This is a genomic window from Kitasatospora sp. NEAU-CNBT7 (genome assembly GCF_057220535.1).
The window spans coordinates 107,539-134,102 of record NZ_JBXQQB010000015.1; the positions used below are offsets into that span (position 1 = coordinate 107,539).

Annotated in this window: 19 protein-coding genes, 1 tRNA gene and 1 riboswitch; of the genes, 3 read left to right on the plus strand and 17 right to left on the minus strand. The window is 73.6% G+C overall.

The window, feature by feature from the left end; translation table 11 throughout:
- Window positions 1-335 precede the first annotated feature (335 nt).
- The 3 genes from AC2TEW_RS20765 to AC2TEW_RS20775 form a co-directional block, all read right to left on the minus strand.
- A complete protein-coding gene (locus AC2TEW_RS20765; RefSeq protein ID WP_484624817.1) occupies window positions 336-2,165 on the minus strand; it encodes a DEAD/DEAH box helicase in 1,830 nt (609 codons plus the stop codon).
- A gap of 122 nt (window positions 2,166-2,287) precedes the next feature.
- Window positions 2,288-2,680: a type II toxin-antitoxin system death-on-curing family toxin gene (locus AC2TEW_RS20770; RefSeq protein WP_484624818.1), complete on the minus strand. Its 393-nt coding sequence runs from the start codon at window positions 2,678-2,680 to the stop codon at window positions 2,288-2,290.
- Complete coding sequence (locus AC2TEW_RS20775; RefSeq protein WP_484624819.1) at window positions 2,677-2,829, minus strand: hypothetical protein; 153 nt, start codon at window positions 2,827-2,829, stop codon at window positions 2,677-2,679. Before AC2TEW_RS20775 ends, AC2TEW_RS20770 begins: the two co-directional genes overlap by 4 nt.
- A 258-nt stretch (window positions 2,830-3,087) precedes the next feature.
- On the opposite strand from AC2TEW_RS20775, the gene AC2TEW_RS20780 reads away from it, so the two are divergent.
- Window positions 3,088-3,537: an SsgA family sporulation/cell division regulator gene (locus AC2TEW_RS20780; RefSeq protein ID WP_484624820.1), complete on the plus strand. Its 450-nt coding sequence runs from the start codon at window positions 3,088-3,090 to the stop codon at window positions 3,535-3,537.
- 62 nt (window positions 3,538-3,599) lie between these two features.
- On the opposite strand, the gene AC2TEW_RS20785 is transcribed toward AC2TEW_RS20780, so the two are convergent.
- The 4 genes from AC2TEW_RS20785 to AC2TEW_RS20800 form a co-directional block, all read right to left on the minus strand.
- Window positions 3,600-6,119, minus strand: coding sequence for a phosphatidylglycerol lysyltransferase domain-containing protein (locus tag AC2TEW_RS20785; protein ID WP_484624821.1), 2,520 nt, complete (start codon window positions 6,117-6,119; stop codon window positions 3,600-3,602).
- Window positions 6,116-7,453 carry an alpha/beta hydrolase gene (locus tag AC2TEW_RS20790; protein ID WP_484624822.1) on the minus strand — a complete coding sequence of 446 codons (1,338 nt, stop codon included), beginning with the start codon at window positions 7,451-7,453 and terminating at the stop codon, window positions 6,116-6,118. The genes AC2TEW_RS20785 and AC2TEW_RS20790 overlap by 4 nt, the downstream gene beginning before the upstream one ends.
- Window positions 7,450-8,007: a class F sortase gene (locus AC2TEW_RS20795; RefSeq protein ID WP_484624867.1), complete on the minus strand. Its 558-nt coding sequence runs from the start codon at window positions 8,005-8,007 to the stop codon at window positions 7,450-7,452. The genes AC2TEW_RS20790 and AC2TEW_RS20795 overlap by 4 nt, the downstream gene beginning before the upstream one ends.
- A 130-nt stretch (window positions 8,008-8,137) precedes the next feature.
- Window positions 8,138-10,678 (minus strand): phosphatidylglycerol lysyltransferase domain-containing protein, encoded by a 2,541-nt coding sequence (locus AC2TEW_RS20800; RefSeq protein WP_484624823.1) that lies wholly within the window; start codon window positions 10,676-10,678, stop codon window positions 8,138-8,140.
- Window positions 10,679-10,988: 310 nt separating this feature from the next.
- Between AC2TEW_RS20800 and AC2TEW_RS20805 the strand changes: the two genes are divergently transcribed.
- Complete coding sequence (locus AC2TEW_RS20805; RefSeq protein WP_484624824.1) at window positions 10,989-12,293, plus strand: polysaccharide deacetylase family protein; 1,305 nt, start codon at window positions 10,989-10,991, stop codon at window positions 12,291-12,293.
- Here the strand turns inward: AC2TEW_RS20805 and AC2TEW_RS20810 are convergent.
- The gene (locus AC2TEW_RS20810; RefSeq protein ID WP_484624825.1) at window positions 12,267-13,739 is read right to left on the minus strand and encodes an MFS transporter; all 1,473 of its coding nucleotides are present in this window, start codon (window positions 13,737-13,739) and stop codon (window positions 12,267-12,269) included. The two genes, AC2TEW_RS20805 and AC2TEW_RS20810, sit on opposite strands and share 27 nt — an antisense overlap.
- 138 nt (window positions 13,740-13,877) lie before the next feature.
- Window positions 13,878-14,192, minus strand: a complete 315-nt coding sequence (locus AC2TEW_RS20815) for a DMT family transporter (protein WP_484624868.1) — start codon at window positions 14,190-14,192, stop codon at window positions 13,878-13,880.
- Window positions 14,193-14,246: 54 nt separating this feature from the next.
- Window positions 14,247-14,313: riboswitch (guanidine-III (ykkC-III) riboswitch) on the minus strand.
- 279 nt (window positions 14,314-14,592) lie between these two features.
- Between AC2TEW_RS20815 and AC2TEW_RS20820 the strand changes: the two genes are divergently transcribed.
- Window positions 14,593-14,667, plus strand: a tRNA-Cys gene (locus AC2TEW_RS20820).
- Window positions 14,668-14,917: 250 nt separating this feature from the next.
- Here the strand turns inward: AC2TEW_RS20820 and AC2TEW_RS20825 are convergent.
- The 8 genes from AC2TEW_RS20825 to AC2TEW_RS20860 form a co-directional block, all read right to left on the minus strand.
- Window positions 14,918-16,465, minus strand: coding sequence for a WXG100 family type VII secretion target (locus AC2TEW_RS20825; protein ID WP_484624826.1), 1,548 nt, complete (start codon window positions 16,463-16,465; stop codon window positions 14,918-14,920).
- A gap of 1 nt (window position 16,466) precedes the next feature.
- Window positions 16,467-16,793 carry a hypothetical protein gene (locus tag AC2TEW_RS20830; RefSeq protein WP_484624827.1) on the minus strand — a complete coding sequence of 109 codons (327 nt, stop codon included), beginning with the start codon at window positions 16,791-16,793 and terminating at the stop codon, window positions 16,467-16,469.
- Between the two features lie 119 nt (window positions 16,794-16,912).
- Complete coding sequence (locus AC2TEW_RS20835) at window positions 16,913-18,286, minus strand: S8 family serine peptidase (RefSeq protein WP_484624869.1); 1,374 nt, start codon at window positions 18,284-18,286, stop codon at window positions 16,913-16,915.
- A 149-nt stretch (window positions 18,287-18,435) separates the two neighbouring features.
- Window positions 18,436-19,686, minus strand: a complete 1,251-nt coding sequence (locus AC2TEW_RS20840) for a S8 family serine peptidase (protein WP_484624828.1) — start codon at window positions 19,684-19,686, stop codon at window positions 18,436-18,438.
- A gap of 263 nt (window positions 19,687-19,949) precedes the next feature.
- A complete protein-coding gene (locus AC2TEW_RS20845; protein WP_484624829.1) occupies window positions 19,950-22,283 on the minus strand; it encodes a xanthine dehydrogenase family protein molybdopterin-binding subunit in 2,334 nt (777 codons plus the stop codon).
- On the minus strand, window positions 22,280-23,692 hold the full coding sequence (locus AC2TEW_RS20850; RefSeq protein WP_484624830.1) for a (2Fe-2S)-binding protein: 1,413 nt from the start codon (window positions 23,690-23,692) through the stop codon (window positions 22,280-22,282). The genes AC2TEW_RS20845 and AC2TEW_RS20850 overlap by 4 nt, the downstream gene beginning before the upstream one ends.
- Entirely contained in the window at window positions 23,689-24,555 is an 867-nt protein-coding gene (locus tag AC2TEW_RS20855; RefSeq protein ID WP_484624870.1) for an FAD binding domain-containing protein, read from the minus strand. The genes AC2TEW_RS20850 and AC2TEW_RS20855 overlap by 4 nt, the downstream gene beginning before the upstream one ends.
- A 347-nt stretch (window positions 24,556-24,902) precedes the next feature.
- Complete coding sequence (locus AC2TEW_RS20860; protein ID WP_484624831.1) at window positions 24,903-26,549, minus strand: beta-N-acetylhexosaminidase; 1,647 nt, start codon at window positions 26,547-26,549, stop codon at window positions 24,903-24,905.
- Between the last annotated feature and the right edge of the window lie 15 nt (window positions 26,550-26,564).

Consider the following 26,564-nt stretch of genomic DNA (forward strand, 5'->3'; position numbering starts at 1 on the left):
CGGTGCTCTGCCCGGGTCGTGGTGGTCGGTTCGAGAGAGCGTGGGGGGAAAAGTAGTGAACGCAGGGCTGCCTAGGGAAGGCCTTGTCCAAAATCCGATCCGGATCGTCGCGCTACCGAGATGAAACTCCGGGCAAACCACCCGATAAACCCCAGCTCTCCCGCTCTCCTGTTCGAGTACGCTCCGGAGTCCGGACACCGTGGAATGCCATCGACCGCTTTTCGGAGGCCGCGCCGGGCCCCGTCGGCCGGCCTCGGCGGGGACGGCGAACGCCCGGCGGCTCGCAGCCGCCGGGCGTGGTCAACCGTCGAACGGGGGCAGCCCCCGCGGTCCGCTCAGGAGGAGGTCGCCCACTCCCTGATCTTGGCGATCCGGGCCTTCAGCTGGTTGGCGGTCGCCTGCGCGGTGAGCGGCCCGCCGCACTGGCGGCGCAGCTCGTTGTGGACGGTGCCGTGCGGCTGGCTGGTGCGGTGGTGCCAGGCCGCGACCAGCGCGTTCAGCTCCTTGCGCAGCTCGCGCAGCTCCTGATGGGTGACCACCGGGCGCTGCTCGGCGGGGAGTTCGATCAGGTCGGCCTCCTCGGCGGGCTTGGCCTTGGAGCGCTGGATCTGCCGGTGCTGGCGCTTCTGCAGCAGCATCTGCACCTGGTCCGGCTCCAGCAGGCCCGGGATGCCGAGGTAGTCCTCCTCCTCCTCGCTGCCCGGGTGCGCCTGCATGCCGAACTCCATGGCGTTGTACAGCACCCGGTCGAAGACCGCGTCGGAGCCCAGCGCCTCGTAGGAGAACTCCTCGCCGCCGGCCGTGTCCGGGCCGTCGTTGGCCTTCTCGGCCTCGGCGAGCAGCCGGTCCTCCTCGTCGAAGAGTCCCTCGCCCTCCTTCTTCGGCCGGTCCAGCACGTGGTCGCGCTGGACCTCCATCTCGTTGGCGAAGCCGAGCAGCATCGGGATGGTGGGCAGGAAGACCGAGGCGGTCTCGCCGCGCTTGCGGGCCCGGACGAAGCGGCCGACCGCCTGCGCGAAGAACAGCGGGGTGGAGATCGAGGTAGCGTAGACGCCGACGGCCAGCCGGGGCACGTCGACGCCCTCGGACACCATCCGGACCGCGACCATCCAGCGGGAGTCGCCCGCCGCGTAGTCGGAGATCCGCTTGGACGCCTCGGCCTCGTCGGAGAGGACCAGGGTCGGCTTCTCGCCGGTGAGTTCGCGCAGGATCTTGGCGTAGGCGCGGGCCACGTTCTGGTCGGTGGCGATCACCAGGCCGCCGGCGTCCGGGATGGCCTTGCGGACCTCGGTGAGCCGCCGGTCGGCCGCGCTCAGCACGTTCGGGATCCACTCGCCCTGCGGGGCCAGCGCGGTGCGCCACGCCTGGGCGATCAGGTCCTTGGTCATCGGCTCGCCGAGCCGGGCCTCCAGCTCGTCGCCGGCCTTGGTGCGCCAGCGCATGTTGCCGCTGTAGGAGAGGAAGATCACCGGCCGCACCACATGGTCGGCCAGCGCGTGCCCGTAGCCGTAGGTGTAGTCGGCGACCGACTTGCGGATGCCGTCGCCGCCCGCCTCGTACTGGACGAACGGGATCGGGTTGGTGTCCGAGCGGAACGGCGTCCCGGTCAGCGCGAGCCGCCGGGTGGCCGGCTCGAAGGCCTCGGCGCAGGCCTCGCCCCAGGACTTGGAGTCACCGGCGTGGTGGATCTCGTCCATGATCACGAGGGTCTTGCGGGCCTCGGTCCGGTTGCGGTGCAGCATCGGGTTGACGCCCACGCCCGCGTAGGTGACCACGATGCCGTGGTACTCCTTCGACAGCGGACCCGAGGAGTAGGCCGGGTCCAGCTTGATGCCTATCCGGGCCGCGGCCTCCGCCCACTGCTTCTTCAGGTGCTCGGTCGGGGCGACCACGGTGACCTGCTGCACCAGGTGGTTGTGCAGCAGGTACGAGGCGAGGGTCAGGGCGAAGGTGGTCTTTCCCGCGCCCGGGGTGGCGACCGCGAGGAAGTCCCGCGGCTGCTTCTCGATGTACTTGTCCAGCGCGCCCTGCTGCCAGGCCCGCAGCTTGCCGGCCGTACCCCAGGGGGCACGGCCGGGGAAGGCCGGGGACAGGTGCGACGCTGCGTTGGTGCCGGCCGGACGGCTGGGGCTGTGCTGATCGGCGTGCGAGAACAGAGGGGCCATCGGGGAGGCGGCAGTACTCACGGTCTCCGGAGGGGGTCGTCGCAGGTCAGGACTGGTGTCAGCGCCCGGCCCGCGGTCGGTCGGCGGTCGTACAACCCGCCCAGCCTACCGGCCCGCGGACCTCAGGCGGCCTCGGCGCGCTCGTACAACCGCCGCAGCCGCAGGGCGATCTCGGTCACGTCCGCGAGTTCCCCGGACGCCACCTCGACCACCAGCCGGTACGCCTCCTGCTGGTCCACCGCGGCCATGTCGAGGCCGTGCAGGTCCAGGAAGACCACCGTGCTCATCCACGCCGTCCGCTTGTTGCCGTCCACGAACGGGTGGTTTCCGGCCAGCGCGTGCAGCAGGGCCGCGGCCTTGCCGAAGCGGCCCTCGAACGCCTCCACGCCGAACATCTCCGACCGCGGCCGGTGCGCGGCCGAGGCCAGCAGCCCCGCCTCGCGCACCCCCATCGCACGGCCCTGGCAGGCGAAGGCGGACAGCTCCAGCACGTCCGACACGTCCAGGTACCTCATTCGCCCAGCCTCCGCAGCAGGTCGGCGTGGCAGGCCGCGTACTTGGCGCCGAGCCTGCGCACCTGCTCGCGGTGGCGCAGCCCGTCCGCCTCGGCCTCCGGGCGCGGCTGCGGGAGCGGCGCGGCGGGGTGCTCGGGTCGGGGGTCCATCCCGCGATGGTAGAAGCCCGGACGATCGCCGCGACAGCGCTTTTCGGCCGCGCCACCCCCGGCCGGCCGGGTGAAGTTCGCACCATCCGACCTGGTTTCCGGCCGAATCCGGTTTGATGTGACCCGGATCACACCAGAAACGGCGAAAAGCCGCGTAACGCCTACCGCCCTCCGTAGTCCTACTTCAACGGAGCCGCACTCGCCCCACGCGTCACGCGGCCCACACGGATCCCATCGGGAGGAAGTCACATGTCCGGTATGCCGGCAGTCGTGGAGCAGGTCGTCCAGGCCCGCCTGATCATCAGCGCCGGGCGCTCCGCCCAGCTGCAGGTCACCCTGCGGTACCGCGCGGACGACCCCCTCGCCGTCCGGATGGTCTTCCCGGTGGAGTACGCGCTGGACGGCACGGACCAGGAGCCCGGGCCGGCCGACGCCGCGGCCGGGGTCGAGTGGGTGTTCGCCCGCCGGCTGCTGGCCGGCGGGCTGGAGGAGCCGTCCGGGCTCGGCGACGTGCACGTGCGGCCCGTCCCCGAGCGCGGGACGGTGGTCGAGCTGCGGGCCCCCGAGGGCGTCGCCGTGCTCCGCTTCACCACCGCCGACCTGCGGCGCTTCCTGTGGCGCAGCAACCTGGCCGTCCCCGAGGACCAGGAGTCCCGCTACCTGGACCCGGACCGCGAGCTGGCCGAGCTGCTGGGCCACCTGGGCTGACCGGGCCGACCGGGGCCGGCACCCCCGGGCCGGGGCCTGGGCCGCCACCGTCCGGCGGCGGCTCAGGCGGAGAGCCGGCGCATCAGCCGCACGCCCTGGGCGGGCGTCAGGTGCGGCAGGTACGCCTTGCCGATCGCCCGGGTGATGCTGCCCAGCGCGGCCGGATCGGGGTACACCATGTACATCGGCCGGTACTCCGGCTGGAACTTCGCCTTGAAGGCCAGCAGCGAGCGGAAGCCGTAGACCGGCTCCAGCGTCTTGCCGATCCAGTCGAGCATCCGCTGCAGCGCCGTCGGCGGCTCACCGCGGTCCGAGCGGGCCAGCGGCGCGCCGGAGAGCGAGAGGAACTCGGCGCCCTCCTCCTTGAAGCCCAGCGCGGCCGAGGCGATCAGGAACTCCATCACCCCGCGGAAGCCCTCGCTGCGCCGCCGCATGAAGTCCAGCGTCCAGCCGACCGGCGCACCGTCCCGGTAGACCGGCATCCAGCTGGTCAGGCCGTGCACGGTGCGTTCCGCGTCCACCGCGACCAGCATCCGCACCGCCGGGTCGGCGAGTTCGGGCAGGCCGCCGAGGGTGAAGCCCATCTCCGGCAGCCCCTTGTCGGAGACCCACTCCTCGGAGATCGCCCGGATCTGGTCCCGGATCGCGATCGGGGCGTCGTGGTAGGTCCACCACTCGGCGGTGATGCCCTGCTTTCCCGCCTTGTTCAGCGAGGTCCTGATGTCCTGCCACTTCTTCCCGGTGAAGGCCAGGTCGGGCAGTGCCACCACGGTGTCCTCGGCGACCTGCAGCGAGCGCCAGCCGAGCTCCTCGGCGGCCGCCAGGGTCTGCGGGGTGACGCTGTAGAAGCAGGGGGTCCAGCCGCGCGCGTCGCAGTAGCGGGCGAAGCCCGCCACCGCCGCCCGCCGGGCCTGCGGCTCGCCGAACGGGTCCCCGGTGGTGAGCGCGACGGTGGCGATCACCCGGTACGGCACGGCCGCCCGGCCCCCGTCGTCGAACCAGTAGTGGTTGCCGTCCCAGGTGGAGATGAAGGAGAGCGTCGAGCCGCCGTGCGCGGTCAGCAGCTCCCGGGCCCGGGCCGCGTCCTCGGCCCCGCTGTGCACCACCGGCCGCCGGAACGCCAGCACCAGCGCGACCAGTGTGACCAGCCAGAACACCACCCCGCAGTAGATCTGCAGCGCCTGCGCGGTCCCCCCGACCGCGATCGGGTAGCCCGGCAGCAGCGCGTTGTACGAGGGCGGCAGCAGTTCCGCGGGCAGCCCGGCGAACAGCCCCGCCAGGGTGGCCTTCGGCTCGTACTGGCCGCGCACCAGCCAGCCGATGCCCACGTACGCGCCGCAGCACAGCACCAGTGCACCGCCCACCACGGCGGCCAGCCGGCGCACGTCCCGGCGCGGCAGCAGCTGGTCGAAGCTGCGCCGGGTGACCCACTGCAGCACCAGCAGCGCGACCGGCAGCAGCAGCGCCTCGCCGACCAGTTCGAAGAGCAGCCCGACGCCGCCGTCCTTCGCGAAGTCATCGTAGTTGTCGGACAGCAGCCAGGCCAGCACCCCGACCCAGGCCACCTCGGTGATCACGGTGATCCACCAGGCCAGCCGCAGCCCGCGGCGCAGCCCCTCGGCGAGCACCAGCAGCAGCACCGGGACGAGGGCGGCCATCAGCCGTCCCGGGGAGTCGAAGAACCGCTGCACGGAGTGCGCCCGGGCGCAGTCCACCGGCGAGTCCGCGCAGGCGTCGGCGATCTCCGCGGAGGAGGGGACGTGCGAGAAGTAGAGGTCGCCGACGGTGTTGAACGGTCCGATGGCGTCCTGGTAGAGCGAGGCGACCAGCGGCCCGATCGCGGCGGCGGCCAGGCAGAGCGCGACCAGCACCCGGGTCTCGGTGTAGGAGGCGCGGTGCGGGCGGGTCGGCCGGTGCCGGTACAGCAGCGCGCCGGTGACCAGCCCGACCAGCGCCCCGGCCACCCGCTGGACGCTCTGCAGGTGGCCGACGTACAGCATCAGCACCAGCGGGACGAGCACCGTCAGCAGCCGCAGCCGGCGCCGCCACAGCACGCTGAGGCGGTAGCTGAGCACGGCGGCGAGCGCGAACAGGCCGATCGCCGGGCCGACCGCGATCTGCCGCTGGATCTCCTGCATCCAGCCGAGGTCCGCGGCGACCCCGAGCCGGACCACGCCGGTCCCCAGCAGGCTGCCCAGGACCTGCCCGAGCACCAGCACCGCGGCGGCCCGCGCGCTGGTCAGCCGCCGTTCGGCGAACGGCCCGAGCACCGCCAGCAGCAGGCTGGTCACCACGTACGAGCCGATGCCCGAGCACCACAGCAGCGAGCTGAACGGGGTCCACCAGTGCCCGGCCTCCAGGCTCGGGATGCCGACGCCGACCCGGATCAGCAGGCCGGGGTCCGGCCCGGCGCCGAGGCTGCCGGTGGCGGCGCCGACCACCCAGAGCGCGGCCAGCAGCGCCAGCGTCAGCGGGGCGGAGCGCAGCTGCGCGGCGTACGGGCGCAGTGCGCGCAGCCGGCGCTGCCAGCCCTGTTCGGCGCGCGGGGCGACGGGGGCGGTGTCGGTGTCGGCGTCGGTCATCGGGTGAGTCCTGTCTGCTGGGCCACCCAGGGGATGTACCGGGCCAGGCCGAGGTGGAAGGCGCTCCAGTTGTGGCCGCCGGGGACGGTCTCGAAGGTGGTCCGCATCCCGGACCGGACGGCGGCGGCGTGGATCACCTGCTGCTGCGGGCCGAACTCCCCGTCCGAGGCGCCGACCAGGAAGAGGGCGGCGGTGTCGGGGAAGCTCCGGCGGGCCATCACATGGACCGGGTCGACGGCGTCGAAGGCCGCCTCGTCGCCGCCGAAGGCGGTCCGGACGGTCAGTTCGTGGCTGCCCAGGGTGGGTTCCTGCTGTCCGGACATGTCCAGGAAGGTGCCGAAGACCTGGGGTGCGTTGACGGCCAGCTGCAGGGCGCAGGTGCCGCCGAAGGAGATCCCGCCGGCCGAGAGCGCGCCGCGGCCGGTGGCGGTCTGCAGGTGGGTGTGGATCCAGTCGGGGACGTCGACGGCCAGGTAGGTCTGGGCGTTGGCGATCCGGGAGTCCATGCACAGGGTGTTGCCGAGGGTGGAGCCGATCGGGTCGGCGACCACGACGACCGGGGCGAGGCCCTGGTGGGCGGCGGCGAAGTCGTCCAGGACCTGCTGCAGTCCGCCCGAGTTGACCCAGTCGGCGGGGCCGCCGGGCTGGCCGCCCATCAGCAGGACCACCGGCAGCAGCGGGCGCGGCGAGGTGAGGTAGGCGGGCGGCAGGTAGACGTACGCGTCGCGGGCCTTGAACCCGGAGCGGGTGCCGGGGATGGCGACCGAGGAGAGGGTGCCCCGGGCGGGCATCCCGGCGGGGGGCCGCCAGACCTCGGAGAGGGTCCGGCCGGGCGGGGCGGTGACGGTCTCGGCCTCCCGGCCGGTGGTGAGCGCCTCGGTCTGCGGGGAGAGCATGGCCCGCAGCGTCGGGTACTGGGCGTAGTACCGGTTGACCTGGTTGGCCGCCATCGCCACCACCAGCGCGGCGGCGACCAGCGCCGCGGCCCGGCCGGGCCAGCGCAGGGCGGGCAGCCGGAAGGCGGCCAGCGTCAGGCCCAGCAGGGCCACCCCGATCCAGACCGTGACGGTGCGCGGCAGCCGGTCCGGGAACGGCCGCCACCAGTGGTCGACCGCGTACACCAGCAGGACGGTGAGCGCGGCGGCGAGCAGGACGGCGCCCGGCAGCAGCCGGGTCCACCAGCGCGGGGAGGTGGAGACCGCGAGCCCGAGCAGCGCCCCGGACCCGGCCGCCAGCAGCGCGTAGGGCACCGGGCCGTGCAGCAGCGACCAGTCGAGCGGGTTCCATGCCGCGAGCGGCCGGGTCATCTCGGTCCTCCCCTCCGGGCGGGTCATCCGCGCAGGGTGCGGATCAGGTGGGCGTAGACGACGACGTTGCCGTCGTAGCCGTTCTCACGGGTGAAGCCGCCGCCGCAGGTGATCAGCCGCAGCTGGGCGTCGCCGGTCGGGTCGTAGACCTTGCGGTCGGGGAAGTCCTTCTTCGGGTACACCTCGACGCCGTCGACGGCGAAGTAGGCGGTCGAGCGGTCGGCCCGGGCGATCTCCAGCTGGTCCCCCTTGTGCAGGGTGCCGAGCCGGTAGAAGACCGCGGGCCCGGCCAGGGTGTCGACGTGCCCGGCGACGATCGAGGCGCCGCGCTGGCCGGGGGTGGCGCCGCCCCGGTACCAGCCGGCCAGGTTGCGGTCGTCGTCCGGCGGCGGCCGCAGGGTGCCCCCGGCGTCCAGGTCGAGCGGGGTGAAGGGGGCGTCGACGCCGATCGCGGGGATCCGCAGCCGGGTGGGCTCGGAGCGCGGCAGCGGCGGCACCACCGGTCCGGCGACCGCCCGGCCGTCGAAGGCCTGGTCGGCGCCGGGCCCCGGCGGCAGTCCGGTGCCGCCGTGCTGCACCATCCAGGCGCCCAGCACGAGCGCGGTCCCGGCGGCGAGTGTGCCGGGCCACGGGCTCCTGGTCTGCTGCCCGCCCACCTGTGCTCCCCTCGGTCGGTCCGCCCGTGCCGTCCGGCGCTGCGGGGTGCCCGGCTCACCGGGCCGGCTCCGTGCGGCCGCGCCGCAGCGAGCCGACGCTGGGCAGCCGGGGCCGGGTCAGGAAGCCCTCGGCGGCCGCGTTGGCGATGGCGATGGCCGGCAGTTCGGAGGACTTCTCGTAGAGCAGGTACCGGGGCTCCCAGTCGGGCTGGTACTTGGCGTTGGCCCGGTACAGCGACTCGAGCTGCCACCAGCGGGAGAGGAACCGCAGCACGGCCCGCAGCAGCCGCAGCACCGGGCCGGCGCCGATCCGGCCGCCGTGCTCGAAGACGTACCGGAACATGGCGAAGTTCAGCGAGATCCGGGCGACCTCCGGGTCGCCCGCCGCGGAGCGCTGGAGCAGTTCCGCGATCAGGTACTCCACCAGGCCGTTGTCGGACTCCCGGTCACGGCGCATCAGGTCCAGCGACAGGCCGTGCGCGCCCCAGGGGACGAAGCTGAGCAGGGCGCAGGTGCGGTCGTTCTCGTCCCGGCACTCGGCCATCAGGCAGTCGCCGTCGGCGGGGTCGCCGAGGCGGCCGAGCGCCATCGAGAAGCCGCGTTCGGTGCGGCCGTGCCGCCAGGCGTCGGCGAGCCGGACCAGTTCGGCCAGTTCGGCCTCGGGGATGTCCCGGTGGCGGCGGATGACGGCCCGGTAGCCGGCCTTGCGGACCCGGTTGCAGGTCTGGCGCAGGGTCCGCATCGAACGGCCCTCCAGGGTGAAGCCGGCCGTCTCGACCAGTGCCTCGTCGCCGAACTCCAGCGCCTTGAGTCCGGCCACCCGGGCGTACGCCGTGCCGGCCTGTTCGCCGGCGCCGGTGACGGCGGGGACCCAGGCGTGCCGGCGGACCTCCTTCCACCACCCTTCGATCGCCTGCGGCCAGGCCTCGGGGTCGCCGATCGGGTCGCCGGAGGCCAGGGCGACGCCGTTGACGACCCGGTAGAGCACGGCGGCCTTGGCCGAGGGCGACCAGCAGACCGACTTGTCGCGCCGCAGCGCGAAGTAGCCGAGCGAGTCCCGGGCGCCGTGCCGCTCCAGCAGGGCGCGCAGTTTCAGCTCGTCCTCGGGTTCCAGCAGGCGGCGCCCGCGCGGGGAGCGCAGTAGCGCGCGCAGGGCGAACAGCAGCAGGGCGGCGCCGAACAGGTTGATCCCGAGGTCGACCCAGCCGGGGACGTCGACGTCGGTGTACTCGACGATGCCGGACAGGGTGACCAGGCGGAGCAGCACGTAGACGGTGCTGTCGCCCCAGTCGGGCGGGGTGCCGGAGTAGGTGAGCCGGACCACGGCGGCGCCGAGCACGGTGAGCACGGCCCCGCCGAGCACCAGGACGGCCAGCGCCAGCGCGATGTTGCGGCGCTCGCCCCTGGCCCGGAAGGCGTCCCTGGCCAGCACCAGGTCGACCAGCAGGGCGGTGGTGAGCGCGGCCGAGACCCAGTTGAAGGGGTGCTGGTGGTAGGTCCGGTAGCTGAGCGCGATCAGGAAGACGCCAGCGTAGACCGTGACCACGACGGTGGTGACCAGCCAGGCGGCCCGCTTGCGGCGGCGCAGCATGACCGAGAGCAGCCCGGCGAACAGGGCCGAGCTGAAGCCGGCGGTGACCAGCACCGGGGTGAAGAACTCGCCGGTGTTGGCGTGCTTGATCTGGTCCCGGAATGGTGCGATCAGCCCGGCCAGCAGGCAGAGCAGCGCGGCGATCCGGACGTACCACTCGGCTCCGGTGGCGCAGCGCCCGCGCCAGGGGGCGACCGGTTCCGCCGCGCGGAACTCGTGTTCGGGCGGCGGGATGACCGGGGGTGCGGGCCGGTCCTGCTGCTCGGAGACGTTGGGGGCGCCTGCCACGAAGTTGTAGGCGGCCGTGCGGTAGGTGGTGATCCGGCCGTGGATCCGGGCCTCGCGGCGTTCGGCGCGGGCCATCCGCTTGGGCCGGGAGCGGTAGCGCCAGCGGGCCCAGGGGCTCTGCGGGCGGGCCAGCCGGATGGCGCCGACCAGGGCGAGCGGGGAGAGCATCACGCCGAGCAGGCCGGTCCACAGCTTGCCCTTGAGCAGGGTGATCACGACCAGCAGCAGCAGGATGGCGGCGCCGACCAGCTGGCCGACGGTCAGGTGCCCCTTGAAGCCGCCGAACGGGAGTTCGCCGAGCAGCAGCAGACCGATCACGGCGACCGCCATGATCACCGCGTCCACCGACTTGCGGCCCTGCTCCTCCCAGTAGACGTCCTCCAGGTGGAGCACCAGCGCGAACTCGTCCAGCACCAGGCCGGCGCCGATCCCGAAGCCGAAGCCGAGCCAGTTCCAGACCTCGCCGCCGTCGCCGCGGATCGCGAACGCGGCCACGCCGCAGATCAGCATGGTGGCCTGGCCGAAGACCACGTGGTGGATGTGCAGGCCGCCGGGGCTGACGTTGCCCGGCCACCAGCTGGTGCCGCGGCGGATCATCCGGACGCTGAAGCGGATGAAGAGGAAGGAGAGGATCAGTCCGACCAGCAGCAGGAAGAGCGGTTCGCGGCCGGAGTCCACGATCCGCTCCCGGTAGGTGTCGGTCACCCACTGCCACATCGATGGACGCACCTCCGGCGAAGCAGGGCACCGCACTGCCCCGGCTGAACGGCTGGCTCCATCTGACGACGGTTCAGCCGGCGGCTGCCACCCGGCGGACCTGCGGATACGCCGAACGGATGAGCCTGTTCCCGGCGCCCGGGCGATGCCGCGCGCCACTCGCCCCGCCTACCCGCCCCCCGCGTCCGGCCGTGCCATGCTGTGGCCCGGTTCGCCCCCCGGTGACACTGATGCGATTGTCGGACTGTCCGTCAGTACGAATCATCGGCGCCGCTACCAGGACACCCACCCCCTGCGAACGGATGTGACCATGGAAGCCCTCCCCCGCCGTACCCTGCTCGCCGCCGGCGCCGCCACCGCCGCCACCCTCGCGGCCGGCTGCTCCGGCCGGGGCGGCGGCGGGGGCGAGCAGCAAGCCCGGTCCGCACCCGCCACCGGCCTGCCCGCCGCGGCCGGCCAGAGCCCGCAGGCCGTCCCGGTCGCCACCCTGATCGGCGACGGCTCCACCTCGGACACCGGCGCCCAGCCCAACCAGCCCAAGGCCGAGCCGCTGAAGCTGGGCGAGCGCCCGCCGCAGTTCGTGGTCTTCTCCTGGGACGGCGCGGGCGAGCTCGACAACAAGCTGTTCAGCCGCTTCCGGCAGCTCGCCAAGGACCACAACGCGACGATGACCTTCTTCTTCAGCGGCATCTACGCCGTACCGGAGTCGAAGAAGACCCTCTACCGTCCGCCGCAGCACCCCATCGGCGCCTCCGACATCGGGTACCTCACCGACGAGCACATCCACGGCACCCTCCAGCAGCTCGGCGCCGCCTGGCTGGAGGGCCACGAGATCGGCACCCACTTCAACGGGCACTTCTGCGGCCCCACCGGCGGCGGCGCCTGGTCCCCCGACGACTGGGACAGCGAGATCGAGCAGGCGATGGACTTCGTCATGAACTGGAAGACCAACACCGGCTTCGACCTGCCCGCCCTGCCCTTCGACTACCGCAAGGAGCTGATCGGCTCCCGCACCCCCTGCCTGGAAGGCCAGCGCGGCCTGCTGCCGACCGCCGCCAAGCGCGGCTGGAAGTACGACAGCAGCGGCGGCGGCGGGCTGCAGATCTGGCCGCAGAAGTTCCAGAACGGCGCGCTGTGGGACATGCCGCTGCAGTCCATCCCGTTCCCCGGGCACACCTTCCAGGTGCTCTCGATGGACTACAACATCATGTACAACCAGTCCGGCGCCAACACCAAGGGCGACCCCGGGCACTACGCCGCCTGGCAGACGCAGGCCCGCGACTCGTACCTGGCCGGCTTCGACCGGGCGTACAGCACCAACCGGGCACCGATGATCATCGGCAACCATTTCGAGGAGTGGAACGGCGGGATCTACATGACCGCCGTGGAGGACGCGCTGAAGGTCATCGCCGGCCACCCCGACGTGCGGCTGGTGTCGTTCCGTCAGCTGGTGGAGTGGCTGGAGGTGCAGGACCCGGGCGTGCTGCGCAAGCTCCAGGCGCTGGCCCCCGGGCAGGCGCCGACCGGCGGCTGGGCCGAGTACCTGGGCGCGGCCGGACCGACCCCCTCCCCCACCAAGCCCGAGCCGTCAGTGCTGATCGCCCCGCGCACCTGAGCCACCGCCGCGGGCCGGGCCGCCGGTGCGGCCCGAGATCAGGGCGCCGAGCAGCGCCACCCCGGTCATCACCAGGAAGATCACCGCGAACGGGCCGGCCGGGACCGGCCCGCTCCCGGCGGCGGCCAGGGTCCCACCGCCGAGCGCCGCGAACAGCACCCCGGACAGGCCAATCAGCAGCACATTGCCGAGCGCGTCGCTGAGCTGCAGCGCCGCCGAGTTGGCACCGGTCTCGGCGGGCGCCGAGAGCTTCATCATCAGCACGCTGATACTGGCCACCGCCAGTCCCATCCCGACCCCGCCGACCGCCCAGGCCACCGCGGCCACCCAGACCGGCACGGCGGGCACCAGCACCAGCGCCGCCCCCGCGATCGCCACCGCCGTCAGCACGAAGCCCCACCGGATCAGCGCCTCACGGTGCCGGTCGGCACCCGGCCGGCCCTGCAGGAACGAGCCGAGCGCCCAAGACAGGCCGCCGCTGGTGAGGGTGAGCCCGGCCAGCGTCGGGGACAGCCCGCGCTGGGTCACCATCATCAACGGGATGAACGCCTCCGCGGCGAAGAACGCACCCGCCGCCACCCCGCGCAGCAGGATCACCGTCGGCAGGCCCCGGGCCGCCAGCAGCGCACCCCGCGGCAGCAGCCGTACCACCGCGGGCAGCAGCAGCGCCGCCCCCGCAGCAGCCGGCAGCAGGCCGATCAGGTCCAGCCGCTGCCCCGCGTACTGGAGCAGCCCCGCGCCGAGCGCCGCCATCGCGGCGAGCACCGTGCGGCGGCGGTCGTAAGCCGCCGCCACCGTGGACGGCAGGTCCCGCTCCGCGCGGCGCAGTGCCGGCCCCATCACCGCCAGCGGCAGCAGGATCAGCACCGGCACCGCCAGGAACACCCAGCGCCAGCCGAGGTGCTGGGTGACGGCGCCGGAGACCAGCGGGCCGACGATCGACGGCAGCACCCAGGCCGCCGAGAACGCCGCGAACACCGCGGGCCGCAGCGCCTCCGGGTAGGCCCGGCCGACCACCACGTACAGCGCCACGATCACCAGCCCGCCGCCCAGCCCCTGGACCGCCCGGCCCGCGACGAAGGGCCACATGCCGGTGGCCGTCCCGGCCATCACCAGCCCCGCCCCGAAGACCGCGATCCCGGTGAACAGCGGGGCCACCGGACCCCGCCGGTCGCACCACTGCCCCGAGACCACCAGCGCGAACAGGGTGGTGGTGAAGTACCCCGAGAAGGCGAAGGCGTACAGCCCGAGCCCGTCCAGCTGGCGGGCCGCCACCGGCATCGCCGTGTTGACGGCCGTCGCCTCGAAGGCGAGCAGCAGCACCACGGAGACGATGCCGAGGGTGAGCGCCCGGTAGGGGCCGCTCATCACGCCGGCGGGTTCCTCGGGCAGCGGTGCCCGGGGTTCGGGGGCATGGCCGACCGCGGAGGTGGAGGCTGTGGTCATGCCAGCCATCGTAAGACGCGTGGCGCGCTATGACTCCTGACGGGAGACCGGTTCCGCCTCCGTCCCCGGACCTACGCCCCCGGTGGGGCGGCCGGCGACGGGCCGGCAGTGGGCCGCGGCGGCGGGCTACTCGGCCGGCTAGTGCAGGGCCTTCAGGCCCACCACGCCGGAGAGGATCAGCACCAGGCAGGTGATCCGGGCCGCCGTCACCGCGTCACCGAGCGCCGCTATCCCGTACAGCGCGGTGCCCACCGCGCCGATGCCCACCCACACGGCGTAACCCGTACCGAGCGGGATGGAACGCATCGCGTACGCCAGGCCGCCCATCGACAGCGCCAGCGCGACCACGAACAGCGCCGTGGGCGCCGGCCTCGAGAACCCCTTGGACGCGTCCAGTGCCACCGCCCAGACCGTCTCCAGGACGCCGGCGACGATCAGTACCACCCAGGCGATCACGACGAACTCCTCCGCAGCCAGTGCGCGACAGCCGTGTGCTGCCGCTGCTGTACTGCGTCGTCTTGTCGTGCCGGGTACGACGCACCTCGTCCGGGGCCGGCGGATCTCCCGCCGTCTCCCTCCGACGGTAGCACAGCACGACACACAGAATTCATATTCGGATATTGACGGGCCCCGGCCCCGGCCGCATAAGATGAATTCATCAGCACGGCGGCACGGAACAATCCGGCCGCCCCGGCGGTACCCACGACAGGAGTCGGCAATGATCAGGAGCACGGAGGCCCGCAGCGCGGCGCCCGGCACCTGCGCCCCCTGTTGCCGCCGCACCTGTTGTTGCGCCTGAGCGCCGCCTCTCCCCTCTGCCCGGCCCGGATCCATGATCCGACGCCGCCCTCCCGGCCGTGTGCCCGAGTGGTTCAGGGAACCGCCTGCAAAGCGGTTTACGCGGGTTCGATTCCCGCCATGGCCTCCATCCGCCGAATTCCCGGCCTGCGGCATCCATGCATTCCCGTGGATATCGCAGGCCGGGAATTCGGCATGCCCGGAATGTATTTCCGGGCGGCATCACGGGCATCATGGTCCGCACGGGAGTCGGGCGATTCGTGGGAGTCAGGCCGAGTCACGCGCGCGGCGAGCGCGAGTCGGGCGAGTCCCGGAGAAGCCGCAGGGGCGGCCCCGGTGCTCCCGGGGCCGCCCCTGCGGCTTCGCTCCTGATCGGCCTGCTACTCGATCACGGGCGGCAGGGCCGAGCCGCCGCGCCAGGTGTCCTCGTCCTCGACGAGGTAGTCCGGACGGTGACCCGCTTCCTTCTTCTTGCCCTTGCCCGCACCACCGGTACCGGCGCCGTGCATACCGCCCGCGCCCGCGGCACCGTTCGCACCACGGCCCTTCCCGAGACCGGAACCGCCCTCGGTGAAGGCCCGGCCGCTCGCGCTGCCCGGCTTGGCGCCGCCGATCGTGCCGCCGGCCTTGCGGACCAGGCCGCTGCTCTTGCCGCCCGCGCCCTTGCCACCGGCGCCCGCACCGCCGCCCATGCCGCCGCCGTGCATCCCGCCGGCCCCGGCCGCACCGGGCCGGCCCTGGCCGCTGCCCGCACCGCCGACCCCGCCGGCACCGGCACCCGTGCCACCGGCACCGCCGGTCGAACCGGGCTTGGGCGCACCACTGGTACCGCTCTTGGCACCGGTGCCACCGGCCAGACCGCCGCCCTTGACGCCGCCGCCGCCGATACCACCGCCCTTGCCGCCGGTGTAACCGCCGCCGCCACCGAGACCGCCGGGGACGAATCCGCCCCCACCGATACCCAGGCCGCCGCCACCCGTGCCACCGCCGCCACCGATACCGGTGCCGGTGCCGACACCGCCGGGGAGGCCGATTCCGCCGCCGCCCGGAGCGGGCGTCGTCGTCGGCGGGGTCCAGCCGTCGATACCGGTCGACGGGGGCTGGACGACACCGCCGGGGTGCGGGAGCGCACCACCCGGCAGGGTCTGCCCGGGCACCGTCGGCAGGTTCGGGTTGGACGGGTCCATCCCGTGCGGCAGCCCACCGGGCAACGTCGCATGCCCCCCGGGCCCGCCGGACGACGGGCTGTCGGGGTAGGCGGGGGTGGGCATGGGGGACGGGCCGACGCTGCTGGGGGTGACGGGGTTCTCGGGCGGGGGCGGGAAGCCGTGGCTGCCCTTGTCGCGAGTGTCCTTGTCCTTGTCCGGGGCGTCGAGAAGCCCGGCGGCCTTGTTGTACTCAGGGCCGAGGTACTCCATGACCCCGATGGCGTACTGGTGCTGGATCTCGGTCGCCGAGAGGCTGTCCTGGTTCTTGTTGACGGCGTCGATCCGGTTCATGCCCGAAGCGAGGTCTGCCTTGAACTGCGCATCCGAGCGGTCGAAACCGTCACCGAGAAGCTTGGTCCCGCTCTCCCACATACCCGGAACGTGGACCTGCTTCATGGTGCTCTGCGCCTGCTGGAGCGCCTGGCCCGCCACCTTCAGCGCCGCACTGGTGTTCTGCGCGTGCGCCGCCGTGTTGGACAGCTTGGTCTGGAGCTCGCCCGCCTTGCGCGTGAACGCGCCGGCAGCGTCACCTTCCCAGTTGGCCGTGGCGTGCTCGACCGCCTTCTGAAGGTCCTGCACGGCCTGAGTCAGCTCGGCGTGCACGTTCGTCCAGTGCTGGCTGACCTCCTCGAGCCGCGCGGGCTTGGCACTGTCCAGCATGTTCTTGAGCGGGATCAGGTCATAGCCGTCGAACTTCGTCGTGGGTTCGTTGCCGCCCATCTCAGGCACCTCCCTGATACTTGTTCACGGCCGACACGCCCTCGTACTCGCGGGCCTTGTAAGCCTCGTTGACGGTGTGCGTCTTGTCGCCGAACTCGTTGATCAGGGAGTCCAGGTCCGCGATCATGCCCGTCAGGAACTGCTGCATAGTGCCGTGGGCGGAGTACATCGACTGAGCCTCGAGGAAATCACCACCGAAGTCCTCGCGGGTGACCACCGTGTTGTACTTCGCCTTGTTGCCGCACTCGTTGATGCCCTGCTGGAGGGCCCGCAGTCGTGTGACGACTGCCTCCAACTCATCGGTGTTGACGCGGTATCCGTCGGACACGCGACCCTCTCCCCCTGGAAATCTTGAACTTCCCCGTGATTTCGCCCGACCGCCCGGGCGAGGACTGTCTAGTTTCAGCGTTCGATGGTATCGCCTGGGGCCGACACCCTGACACACCCTCAACGCTGCTGGTTACCATCCTGGTACGGATTGTTCTGGTACGGCTGCTGCTGGTGCGGCGGGAACCCCGGCTGGGGAGCCTGTCCACCGTACTGCTGCTGTTGCGGGTAGCCCTGTGCGGGCGCCTGGCCGCCGTACGGCTGCTGGCCGGGCTGCCAAGTCGGAGCACCGTAAGGCTGCTGAGCCTGGGTCCGCCGACGACCGCGCCGCGCAAGGACGACGATCACCACGACGAGCAGTACCAGGCCGACCAGGACCGCAGCACCGATCAGCAGGTAGGAAGCGCCCTTCGATCCGGAGTCGGAGGCAGCAATCGGAGGAAGGCTCCCTGCGGGCGGTGCAGAGGCAGCACCGGAGGAACCCGCGCCCGGCGCCTTGCTGTCACTGCTCGATGCGGCCCTGGCCAGCGGCCCCTGGGCCGACCCCGCCGGGATGTCCATCGTCAGCGCCTCGTAGGGCCGCAGGACGCCGTACCCATAGTGGGGATCCGGCGCCTTGGCACCCTTCGCGGCAGGCGGCATGAGAGCCGACTTGACCAGCCTGTTGGCCACCTGACCGGCGGTCAGGTTAGGGAACTTGGCCCGAACGAGGGCAGCCGCTGCGGAGACATAGGCGGTCGAGTCGGAGGTACCTTCGGCAATGCAGTACTGGCCGCCGTCACAGGCGCCTGCACTGACCATCTCCGTCCCTGGCGCCGAGATCAGCACCTCAGGACCATAGTTGGAGTACTTCCACGCAGTAATCGACTTGTCCACGGCACCTACCGCAAGGACGCCGGGGACGTTCGCGGGAGACTCTACGGGGCTGATCCCGTCGTTCCCGGCCGACGCCACAACAAGAACGTCGTGGTCGACTGCGTAGTTGATGGCCTCGACTTCCCTGGCCGACGAACTTCCGGCGGCACCAGCGGAAATGTTGACAACCTTCGCACCGTGATCGACTGCCCAGCGGAGGCCCTCAGGAATTGCGTTTCCGCCAGAACCATTGTCCTTGTTGATGGGGAGAATCTTCGCCCCAGGCGCAAGACCGACAACGCCCGCGTTGGTGCCGTGTCCCTTACCTGCGATCTCACTCGCCATCTGCGTGCCGTGCGTCCCAGTCGGCTTCCTGTCGCGGCCCTGGCCGGCCGGGTCGTAGCCCGCGAGGACCTGGCCCGCGAGGTCCTGGTGGCTGGCGTCGACCCCGGTGTCGATGACGGCGACGATCACGCCGTCGCCCTTGCTCACCGACCACACCTTGTCCAGGGAGTAGTACTGGTTCACCCACTGGCCGTCCCGCACCTGGTCCGCCGAGGCGGTCGGTGCGGCGGTCATCAGTAGTGCGCCGGAGAGCGCCGTGGCGCCCAGTACTCGCATGGTTCTGGTCAGCGTCATCAGCACCCCGTCAGTCGGCTACCGCTACCCGTGTCTCGCAATGGCCCCCATAGGCCGGGCCGTTCGATCGTATCGCCCGTTCACCCGCCGTGTGCAGCAACCCCCGGGCGCGGTTCGGTGGCGGACGGCCGGGGCGGGGCAACGGCCGGTCAGCTCGAGGGGTGGGGGTCCTGACGTGGCGTCTCGTACGGTGCGGCGCCCGGCGGGGGCTGGTACGGGAAGGGCGGCGGCGGGTACGGGAGGGCCGCGGCGGCGGCCGCGTTGCGGCGGCGCAGGCGGCGGGAGAGCAGCAGGACGAGCAGCGCCGGGACGGCGAGCAGCAGCAGGCCGGCCGGCGGGCTGCCGGCCGCGGGACTGCCGGTGGGGCCGGAGCCGGCGGTGGTGGTGCGGGAGTCGGCGGGGGCGGTGGCGGCGACCGGTCGGGCGAGCGGGCCGTCGGCGGGGCCGGCCGGGATCTGCTGGGTGAGCGCCTCCAGCGGGCGCAGGATGCCGTAGCCGAAGCGCTGGTCGGGCAGGTGGGCGCCCTGCAGGCTGGGGGTGACCAGGGCGGACTTGACCAGGCGGTCGGCGACCTGGCCGGCCGTCAGGTCGGGGTACTTGGCGCGGACCAGGGCGGCGGCGCCGGAGACGTAGGCGGTGGCGTCGGAGGTGCCTTCGCCGAGGCAGTACTTCTGGTCGTCGCAGGACCCGGCGGCGACGATGCCGACGCCCGGTGCGGCCAGCATGATCTGCGGGCCGAAGCTGGACTCGGCCCAGATGTCGAGTCCGCGGTCGACGGCGGAGACGGCGAGCACGCCGGGGCTGTCCGCGGGGCTGAGCACCCGGGCCTCGCCCTCGTTGCCGGCGGCGGCCACGATCAGGACGTCGTGCTTCACGGCGTACGCGACGGCCAGGCTGAGGGAGCGGCTGGCGCCGTCCTTGCCGCCGAGCGAAATGTTGATCACCTTGGCGCCGTGGTCGACGGCCCACCGGATGTCCTCGGGCACCGCGTCGTAGCCGCGGGCGTCGTCCTTGTAGATCGGCAGGATCTTGACGCCGGGGGCTATGCCGACCACGCCGTCCGCGCCGCCGGCGCCGTGGCCGTGACCGGCGATCAGGCTGGCCATGCTGGTGCCGTGCGGGTCGGCCGGGCTGGTGTTGAGGCCCTTGCCGCTGGGGTCGTAGCCGGGCAGCACCTGGCCGGTGAGGTCGGGGTGGCCGGCGTCGACGCCGCTGTCGATGACCGCGACGACCACGCCCTCGCCCTTGGTCACCTGCCAGACCTGGTCCAGCTTGAAGTAGGTGTTGGCCCACTGTTCTTCGCGCAGGTCGTCCGCGGCGGCCACCGGTGCGCCGGCGTACAGCGCCACGCCGGTCAGCAGTACGGCGCCGGCCATCCGCTGCGCTCGGCCGAGCAGCATCGTCCCCGTCCCCCTTCACCGGCCGCGCGGCCGGTCCCTGTCAGCTGGAAGCAGCGATGGTACCGGCCCCGACCTGCGGCGGCGCGCGGTTTCCGGGCCGCTCCCCCGACCGGGAACGCCGGACGGGAACAGCCGCCGGGACCACCCGAACGTGGACACCGGCCCGGGCCGCGCCCCCGACCGGGAACACCGACCGGGAGCACCGGCCGGGCGGCCGCCGCGGACCGACCGGTGGACGATCCGGCGTACCGGCCCGGAGCCCGTCAGCCGGCGATGGCGTCCTCGGGCAGGATCGGCAGCCGGCCGACCGGCAGGCCGGTGGCGGCCCGGACGGCCGCCGCCACGGCGGCCGGGGCGACCACGGCGGGCGGGGCGCTGACCGCCTTGGCGCCGAAGGTGGCGACCACGTCGCGCTCCTCCAGCAGGGCGGCGATCCGGATCTCCGGGGTGTCCAGGGCGGTCGGCAGCCGGTAGCCGGTGAGCGAGGGGTTGACCAGCCGGCCGCCCTCGGTGCGCAGGTCCTCCAGCAGGGCGAGGCCGACGCCCTGGGCGACCCCGGCTTCGATCCGGTCCTCGATCTGGCGCGGGTTGAGCGCCCGGCCGACGTCCTGGGCGACCGTCATCTCGACCACCCGGACCGCGCCGAGCTCGATGTCGACGTCGACCACGGCCCGCATCGCGCAGAACGCGATGGAGACGAAGGCGTCGCCCTGCCCGGCCTCGTCGAGCGGTTCGGTCGGGTGCGGGCGGCACTGGGCGGTGGCCCACAGCTCGCGGCCCTCCAGCGCCTCGGCGACCGGCATCCCGAGCACCCCGTCGTACGAGGTGATCTTGCCGTCGGCGATGGTGAGCAGTTCGACGGACATGCCGAAGTTGGCGGCGATCGGCTGCAGCATCTGGTGGCGGACCATCACGGCGGCCCGCTCGACCGCACCGCCGGACACCCAGGTGTGCCGGCCGCGGGCGGACGGGCCGGCGCCGGACTGGTCGCTGTCGACCGGCGCGATGTAGACCTCGCTGACGCCGAGCACGGACTGCACGATCTGCCGGGCGAGGGTGGCGAAGCCCTGGCCGGAGTCGACGGCGGCGCAGATCACGGTGGCGTGGTCGCCGTTGACCCGGACGGTGGCGGTGGAGACCTCGTCCTCGCCCTCGGCGCCGAGCATGTGCACCATGCCGACGGCGTAGCCGATGCCGCGCCGGACGGCGGCCGGGTCGCCCGCGCCGCCGGGGCCGCCGGGGAGCAGCCAGTCGGCCTCGGGGTCGTCGACGGGCAGGGCCGGCAGCGGCTGTTCGGCGATGGCGTCGAGCAGCGCGGTGACCGGGGCGGGGCAGGTGACGGGCTGTCCGGTGGGCAGCGGGTCGCCGGTGGCCATCGCGTTGCGGCGGCGGATCTCCAGCGGGTCGATGCCCACCTGGAGGGCCAGCTGGTCGAGCTGGGACTCGTACGCGAAGCAGGCCTGCAGGGCGCCCTCGCCGCGCATCCGGCCGGCCGGCGGGTTGTTGGTGCGCACCGCCCAGGCGTCGACGAAGACGTTGGGGCAGGTGTACGGGCCGACCGAGAAGGCGGTGGCGGCGGCCAGCGCCTCGGCGGAGACGTCGGCGTAGGCGCCGCCGTCCAGCAGGATCTGCGCCTCGACCTTGACCAGGCGGCCCTCGGCGTCGGCGTGGTGCCGGTAGCGCAGCAGGGCGGGGTGGCGGGTGGTGTGGGTGTGGAAGGACTCCTCGCGGGTGAGGGTCATCTTCACCGGGCGGCCGGTGCGCAGCGCGAGCAGGGCCAGGGTGACCTGGAAGGAGAGGTCCTCGCGGTCGGCGGTGGCGCCGGGCACACCGGTGACGACCAGCCGGACCCGGTCGGGTTCGAGGCCCAGGCAGGCGGCGGTGCGGTCGCGGTCGCCGTGCGGGTCGGTGGTGGAGAGGTGGAGTTCGACGCCGCCGTCGGGGCGGGGGACGGCGAGGCCGGCCTCGGCGCCGATCGGGGCGGGGTCCTGGCGGCCGACCTGGTAGAGCCCTTCGACGACGATCTCGCCGACCGCCTCGGGGTCGCCGGTGCGCAGCGGGAGGTGGCGGAAGAGGTTGCCGTCGGGGTGCAGCGGCGGGGCGTTGAAGGCGGCCTCGGGGTCGGTGACGGCCTCCAGCGGCTCGTACTCGACCACGATCAGCGAGGCGGCCAGCCGCGCGGTGTCGGGGTGGTCGGCGGCGACGGCGGCGACGGGTTCGCCGTGGTGGCGGACCACGCCGGCGGCCAGGATCGGGCGGTCGGCGACGATCGGGCCGTGCGGGGCGCCGTCGGCGGTGCCGTCGGGCCCGGGCGGCAGGTCGGCGGCGGTGACCACGGTGTGCACGCCGGGGACGGCGAGCGCGGCCGAGATGTCGACGGCGGCGATCCGGGCGTGCGGGTGCGGGGAGCGCAGGACCGCGCCCCAGAGCAGCCCCTCGGCCCAGAGGTCGGCGGCGTACGGGTAGATGCCGAGCGCCTTGGGCAGGGCGTCGGTGCGCAGCGGGGAACTGCCCAGGCCGAAGGGCTCGGCGGGCCCGTTCTCCTCGGGTGCGGCGGCGGGGGCGGCGGCCGGCGCGAGGTCGGTGGGCGAGGTCATGCGTGGCGGTCCTCAGGGATGGGGGCCACCCCGGGTGCGGGCTGGGGGTGGATGCCGTGGGCGGGGGTACTGCCGTCGTAGCCGGGGGTCTGGTGGCCGGGGGTCTCGTAGACCGGTCCGTCGTAGCCGGGGCCGTCGTACACCGGGCCGTCGTAGCCGGGGGAGTCGTACACCGGGGCGTCGTAGCCGGAGCCGTCGTAGCCGGGGCCGGGGTAGGCCGCCGGGTCGTAGCCGCCCGCCGGGGCGGCGGGGACGTGGCCGGGCAGCTGGTGGCCCTGCGGGTAGCCCGGGTGGCCGGTGCCGTGCGGGGGTGTGGGCAGGTACGGGGTGCCGTGGGCGGGGGTGGTGTCGGGACCGGGGCCGTCGTGCGCGGTGCCGTGCGCGGGGGTGGCCTCGTAGCCGGGGGCGCCCTCGTAGCCGGGGAGCCGGAAGTGGCCGGTGTCGTAGCCGGTGGGCTGCGGCGGTACGACGGGGTGGTGCCCGGTCCCGTACCCGGCCGGGTCGTAGCCGGGCGGCTGGTGGGCGGCCTGGTGGCCGTCGGCGGGGTGGGCGGCGTTGTGGACGCCGGTGCCCGCGGCGGTGGGCTGGTCGGGCCGGAACTGCTCGGCCTCGACCCACAGCTCGGAGTCGGCGTAGAGCGGCAGTTCGCCGGCCAGCGGGAGGTCGGCGACGGACTGCGCGACCGGCTGCGCGACCGGCTGGGCGGGCGGCTGCCGGTCGTCGGGGTGGCCGGAGCGCTGCGGTGCCACGCCCGGCAGGGTGTCGCCGGGCAGGGTGTCGTCGAGCCGTCCGGCGGTGTCGGGCGCGCCGGGGTCCTGGGCGGCGGCGGCCCGGGCGGCGGCCTCGGCCGCTTCGGCCTCCGCCTCCAGCTCGGCCTCGCGCTGCTCGGCGACGCTCTGGACGGCGGCCAGCACGCCCCGGTAGCCGGTGCAGCGGCAGAGGTTGCCGCACAGCGCCTGGCGGGCCTCGACGTCGCTGGGCCGGTGGTTGCGCTGGAGCAGGTCGTGGACGGCCATCGCGAGGCCCGGGGTGCAGTAGCCGCATTGGACGGCGCCGGACTCGGCCAGCGCCCGCTGGACGTCGCTGGGGCCGCCGGACTCCGACAGCCCCTCGACGGTGGCGATCTCGCTGTCGGCGGCCAGCGCGGCGGGCACCAGGCAGCCGGCCACCAGCTGGCCGTCGACCTGCACCGAGCAGGCCCCGCACTCGCCCTGCTCGCAGCCGCCCTTGGCGCCGGCCAGGCCGAGCCGTTCGCGCAGCACGTACAGCAGGCTCTCGCCGATCCAGGCGTCGGTGACGGGCCGTTCGAAGCCGTTGACGCGCAGCGTGTAGGAGGCGCACGGGCGTACGTCGCCGGCCAGCCCGGCAGGCTGCCCGGCCGGCTGCTCGATCGTCGGGTGGTCCGTCACTTCAGTGCCCTTCCCAGTGCCCGGCGGGCCAGTACGGCCACGGTACGCCGCAGCCGGACGGCGGTGGCGCCCGGCCCCTCGCCCGCGCCCTCGAGGGCGCCGTCGGGGATGCAGGCCCCCGCGACGTACTCGCCGAAGGCGGCCAGCGCGGCGGGGTCGATGGTGGTGGCGCCGTCCTCGCCGCGGGCGTCCCAGTCGATGCAGCCGGCCACCCAGGCCTCGGCCTCCAGCGGGCGCAGCGGCACCGGGGCGACGGCGCCGACGGCGCAGCGCACGGCGCGGCGGGCGGGGTCGAGGACCAGGGCGACGGAGGCGGTGGCGCGGGCCGGGCCGCTGCGGCCGGTGGACTTCAGGAAGACCTGGGGGGCGTGCAGCAGCGGCACCCGGACCCAGGTGAGCAGTTCGCCGGGGCGGATCGGGTCGAGGCCGGTGAGCAGGTGGCTGACGGGCACCTCGCGGGTGGACCCGGCGCGGGCGAGGGTGGCGGTGGCCTCGAGCGCGGCGAGGACGGGGAGGGTGTCGCCGGTGGCGGCGGCGGTGGCGAGGTTGCCGCCGAGGGTGCCGACGTTGCGGACCTGCGGGGGGCCGGCGGTGCGGGCGGCGTCGGCGAGCGCGGGGATCAGCGCGGCGAAGTCGGGGCGGTCCATCCGGGCGTGGGTGAGGCCGGCGCCGAGGACGGCGGTGCCGCCGTCCTCGTAGCGCCAGCCGCGCAGTTCGGTGATCCGGCCGAGGCCGATCAGGGCGGCGGGGCGGAGCCGGCCGGCGTTGACGGCCTCCATCAGGTCGGTGGCGCCCGCCACCGGAACCGCGCCCGGGGTGGCGGCCAGCGCCTCGACGGCCTCGTCGACCGAGGCCGGCAGCATGATCGTCCGGTTCACCAGGATTCCACCGTGCTCCACTTGCTCATCAACTGCCCGGCCCTCCCGCGGCCTCGGTCGTCCGTCGGCCGGGGACGCCCTCGGGCGGTGCGACCTGGCCCGTAGGGTACGGGCGATCGGGCCGGGTTGGGCAACTCTGGCACACAATGTTCGGTGATCATTTCCCGGGTCTCGGGCGGCCGCCGGGAATCCCGGACAAGTCAGGGCAATTGTCGGTCACCCGCCGTCGACAGCCGGTCGACTGTTCACCTGATCTTGACGTCACCGGGCACCCGGGGGTTCCCCGCCGCCGTCCCCCGCGCACCCTCGCGCGCGGGGGACGGCGGCGGGGCTCAGGCGGTCGGCGGCGGGCCGTCGGACGGGCGGCCGACCACCCCGGGCCGGCGCTGCCACGGGCGGGGCCCCTCGGGCCGGCGGTACTCGACGCCGAGCGCGTCCAGGCGCCGGTAGTGGGCGGCCATCCGGCGCTCGAAGCCGGAGAAGTCGCGGGCCGCCGGGTCCCGCGGCAGGTCGGACCAGGCCACCTCGGCGAAGGCCGCCAGCCGCGGGAAGGCGCGGTAGTCGACGTCCCGGGCGTCGTCCATGAACTCGGTCCACAGGTTGGCCTGGGTGCCCAGCACGTGGGCGGCGGCCGCGGCGTCCAGCTCGGCCGGGACCGGTTCGAAGCGGTAGACGTCCTCCAGGGTGCGGACGTACCCGACCGGGATCGGCTCGTCCTCGCCGGGCGCCTGCCGGTGGTCCAGGTAGACGTACTGCTCCGGGCACATCACCACGTCGTGCCCGGCCCGGGCGGCCGCCACCCCGCCCGCGTACCCGCGCCAGGAGGACACCGCGGCGCCGGGCGCGAGGCCGCCCTCCAGGATCTCGTCCCAGCCGATCAGCCGGCGTCCGCGCTCGGCCAGCCAGTGGTCGAAGTGCCGGATGAACCAGCTCTGCAGCTCGTCCTCGTCGGCCAGCCCCAGCTCCTTGATCCGGGCCTGGGCGGCCGGGCTGGCCCGCCACTGCTCCTTGGGGCACTCGTCGCCGCCGAGGTGGACGAACCGGGACGGGAAGACCTCCAGCACCTCCTCCAGGACTCCCTCGAAGAAGCGAAGGGTCCGTTCGGAGACGTTCAGCACATTGGGGTTGATCCCCCAGTCCGTCCACACCCCGAGCGCGGCGGTGTCCACCACGTCGGTGTTGCCGAGTTCCGGGTACGCGGCGATGGCGGCCTGGGAGTGGCCCGGCAGGTCGATCTCGGGGACGACGGTGATGTGCCGCTTGGCCGCGTACGCGACGATCTCGCGCAGGTCGTCCTTGGTGTAGTAGCCGCCGTGCGGGCGGTCGTCGCGGCGGTCGGCGGCCCGGAAGCCGACCATCGAGCGCTCCCGCCAGGCGCCGACCTCGGTGAGCCGGGGGTGGCGCTCGATCTCGATCCGCCAGCCCTGGTCGTCGGTCAGGTGCAGGTGCAGGACGTTGAGCTTGTGCGCGGCCATCAGGTCGAGGAAGCGCAGCACGTCCGACTTGGGCAGGAAGTGCCGGGAGACATCCAGCAGGACGCCGCGCCAGCCGAACCGGGGCGCGTCCTCGATCGAGACGCTCGGGACCTTCCACGGCTCGCCGGTGATCGGCGCCCGGCGGAACGCGGCCGGGCCGAGCAGCTGGCGGAAGGTCTGCGCGGCGTAGAACAGGCCGGGCCGCCCGCCTCCGGCGAGCCGGGCGCCGTACACGTCGACGGTGATCCGGTAGGCCTCACGGCCGCGCTCGGCGCGCAGCCGCTCGTCGAGGACCAGGGTGACCGAGTCGGCGGACCGGTTCGCCTGCTCCGGCGTGCAGGCGTCCAGGGTGAAGCCGGTCGCGGCGGAGAGCTCGGAACGCAGCCAGCGGGCCACGCCCTGGGCGCCCTGGTCGGCGCCGATCCGGGTGGTCGGCCGGAGCTGGAACGTCCACTCGTGGGGCTCCCACTCGTCGACGTGGTTCGGGGCGGGGATGAGATCCATGCGGCTCATCCTGCC

Excerpts from the sequence above, each read along its gene's own strand:
- AC2TEW_RS20825 (WP_484624826.1), bottom strand. The coding sequence starts at position 16,465 with ATGGGCGGCAACGAACCCACGACGAAGTTCGACGGCTATGACCTGATC.
- AC2TEW_RS20835 (WP_484624869.1), bottom strand. The coding sequence starts at position 18,286 with ATGACGCTGACCAGAACCATGCGAGTACTGGGCGCCACGGCGCTCTCC.
- AC2TEW_RS20780 (WP_484624820.1), top strand. The coding sequence starts at position 3,088 with ATGCCGGCAGTCGTGGAGCAGGTCGTCCAGGCCCGCCTGATCATCAGC.
- AC2TEW_RS20795 (WP_484624867.1), bottom strand. The coding sequence starts at position 8,007 with ATGGTGCAGCACGGCGGCACCGGACTGCCGCCGGGGCCCGGCGCCGAC.
- AC2TEW_RS20800 (WP_484624823.1), bottom strand. The coding sequence starts at position 10,678 with ATGTGGCAGTGGGTGACCGACACCTACCGGGAGCGGATCGTGGACTCC.
- AC2TEW_RS20770 (WP_484624818.1), bottom strand. The coding sequence starts at position 2,680 with ATGAGGTACCTGGACGTGTCGGACGTGCTGGAGCTGTCCGCCTTCGCC.
- AC2TEW_RS20840 (WP_484624828.1), bottom strand. The coding sequence starts at position 19,686 with ATGCTGCTCGGCCGAGCGCAGCGGATGGCCGGCGCCGTACTGCTGACC.
- AC2TEW_RS20785 (WP_484624821.1), bottom strand. The coding sequence starts at position 6,119 with ATGACCGACGCCGACACCGACACCGCCCCCGTCGCCCCGCGCGCCGAA.
- AC2TEW_RS20805 (WP_484624824.1), top strand. The coding sequence starts at position 10,989 with ATGGAAGCCCTCCCCCGCCGTACCCTGCTCGCCGCCGGCGCCGCCACC.
- AC2TEW_RS20860 (WP_484624831.1), bottom strand. The coding sequence starts at position 26,549 with ATGGATCTCATCCCCGCCCCGAACCACGTCGACGAGTGGGAGCCCCAC.
- AC2TEW_RS20810 (WP_484624825.1), bottom strand. The coding sequence starts at position 13,739 with ATGACCACAGCCTCCACCTCCGCGGTCGGCCATGCCCCCGAACCCCGG.
- AC2TEW_RS20790 (WP_484624822.1), bottom strand. The coding sequence starts at position 7,453 with ATGACCCGCCCGGAGGGGAGGACCGAGATGACCCGGCCGCTCGCGGCA.
- AC2TEW_RS20775 (WP_484624819.1), bottom strand. The coding sequence starts at position 2,829 with ATGGACCCCCGACCCGAGCACCCCGCCGCGCCGCTCCCGCAGCCGCGC.
- AC2TEW_RS20855 (WP_484624870.1), bottom strand. The coding sequence starts at position 24,555 with ATGCTGCCGGCCTCGGTCGACGAGGCCGTCGAGGCGCTGGCCGCCACC.
- AC2TEW_RS20765 (WP_484624817.1), bottom strand. The coding sequence starts at position 2,165 with ATGGCCCCTCTGTTCTCGCACGCCGATCAGCACAGCCCCAGCCGTCCG.
- AC2TEW_RS20845 (WP_484624829.1), bottom strand. The coding sequence starts at position 22,283 with ATGACCTCGCCCACCGACCTCGCGCCGGCCGCCGCCCCCGCCGCCGCA.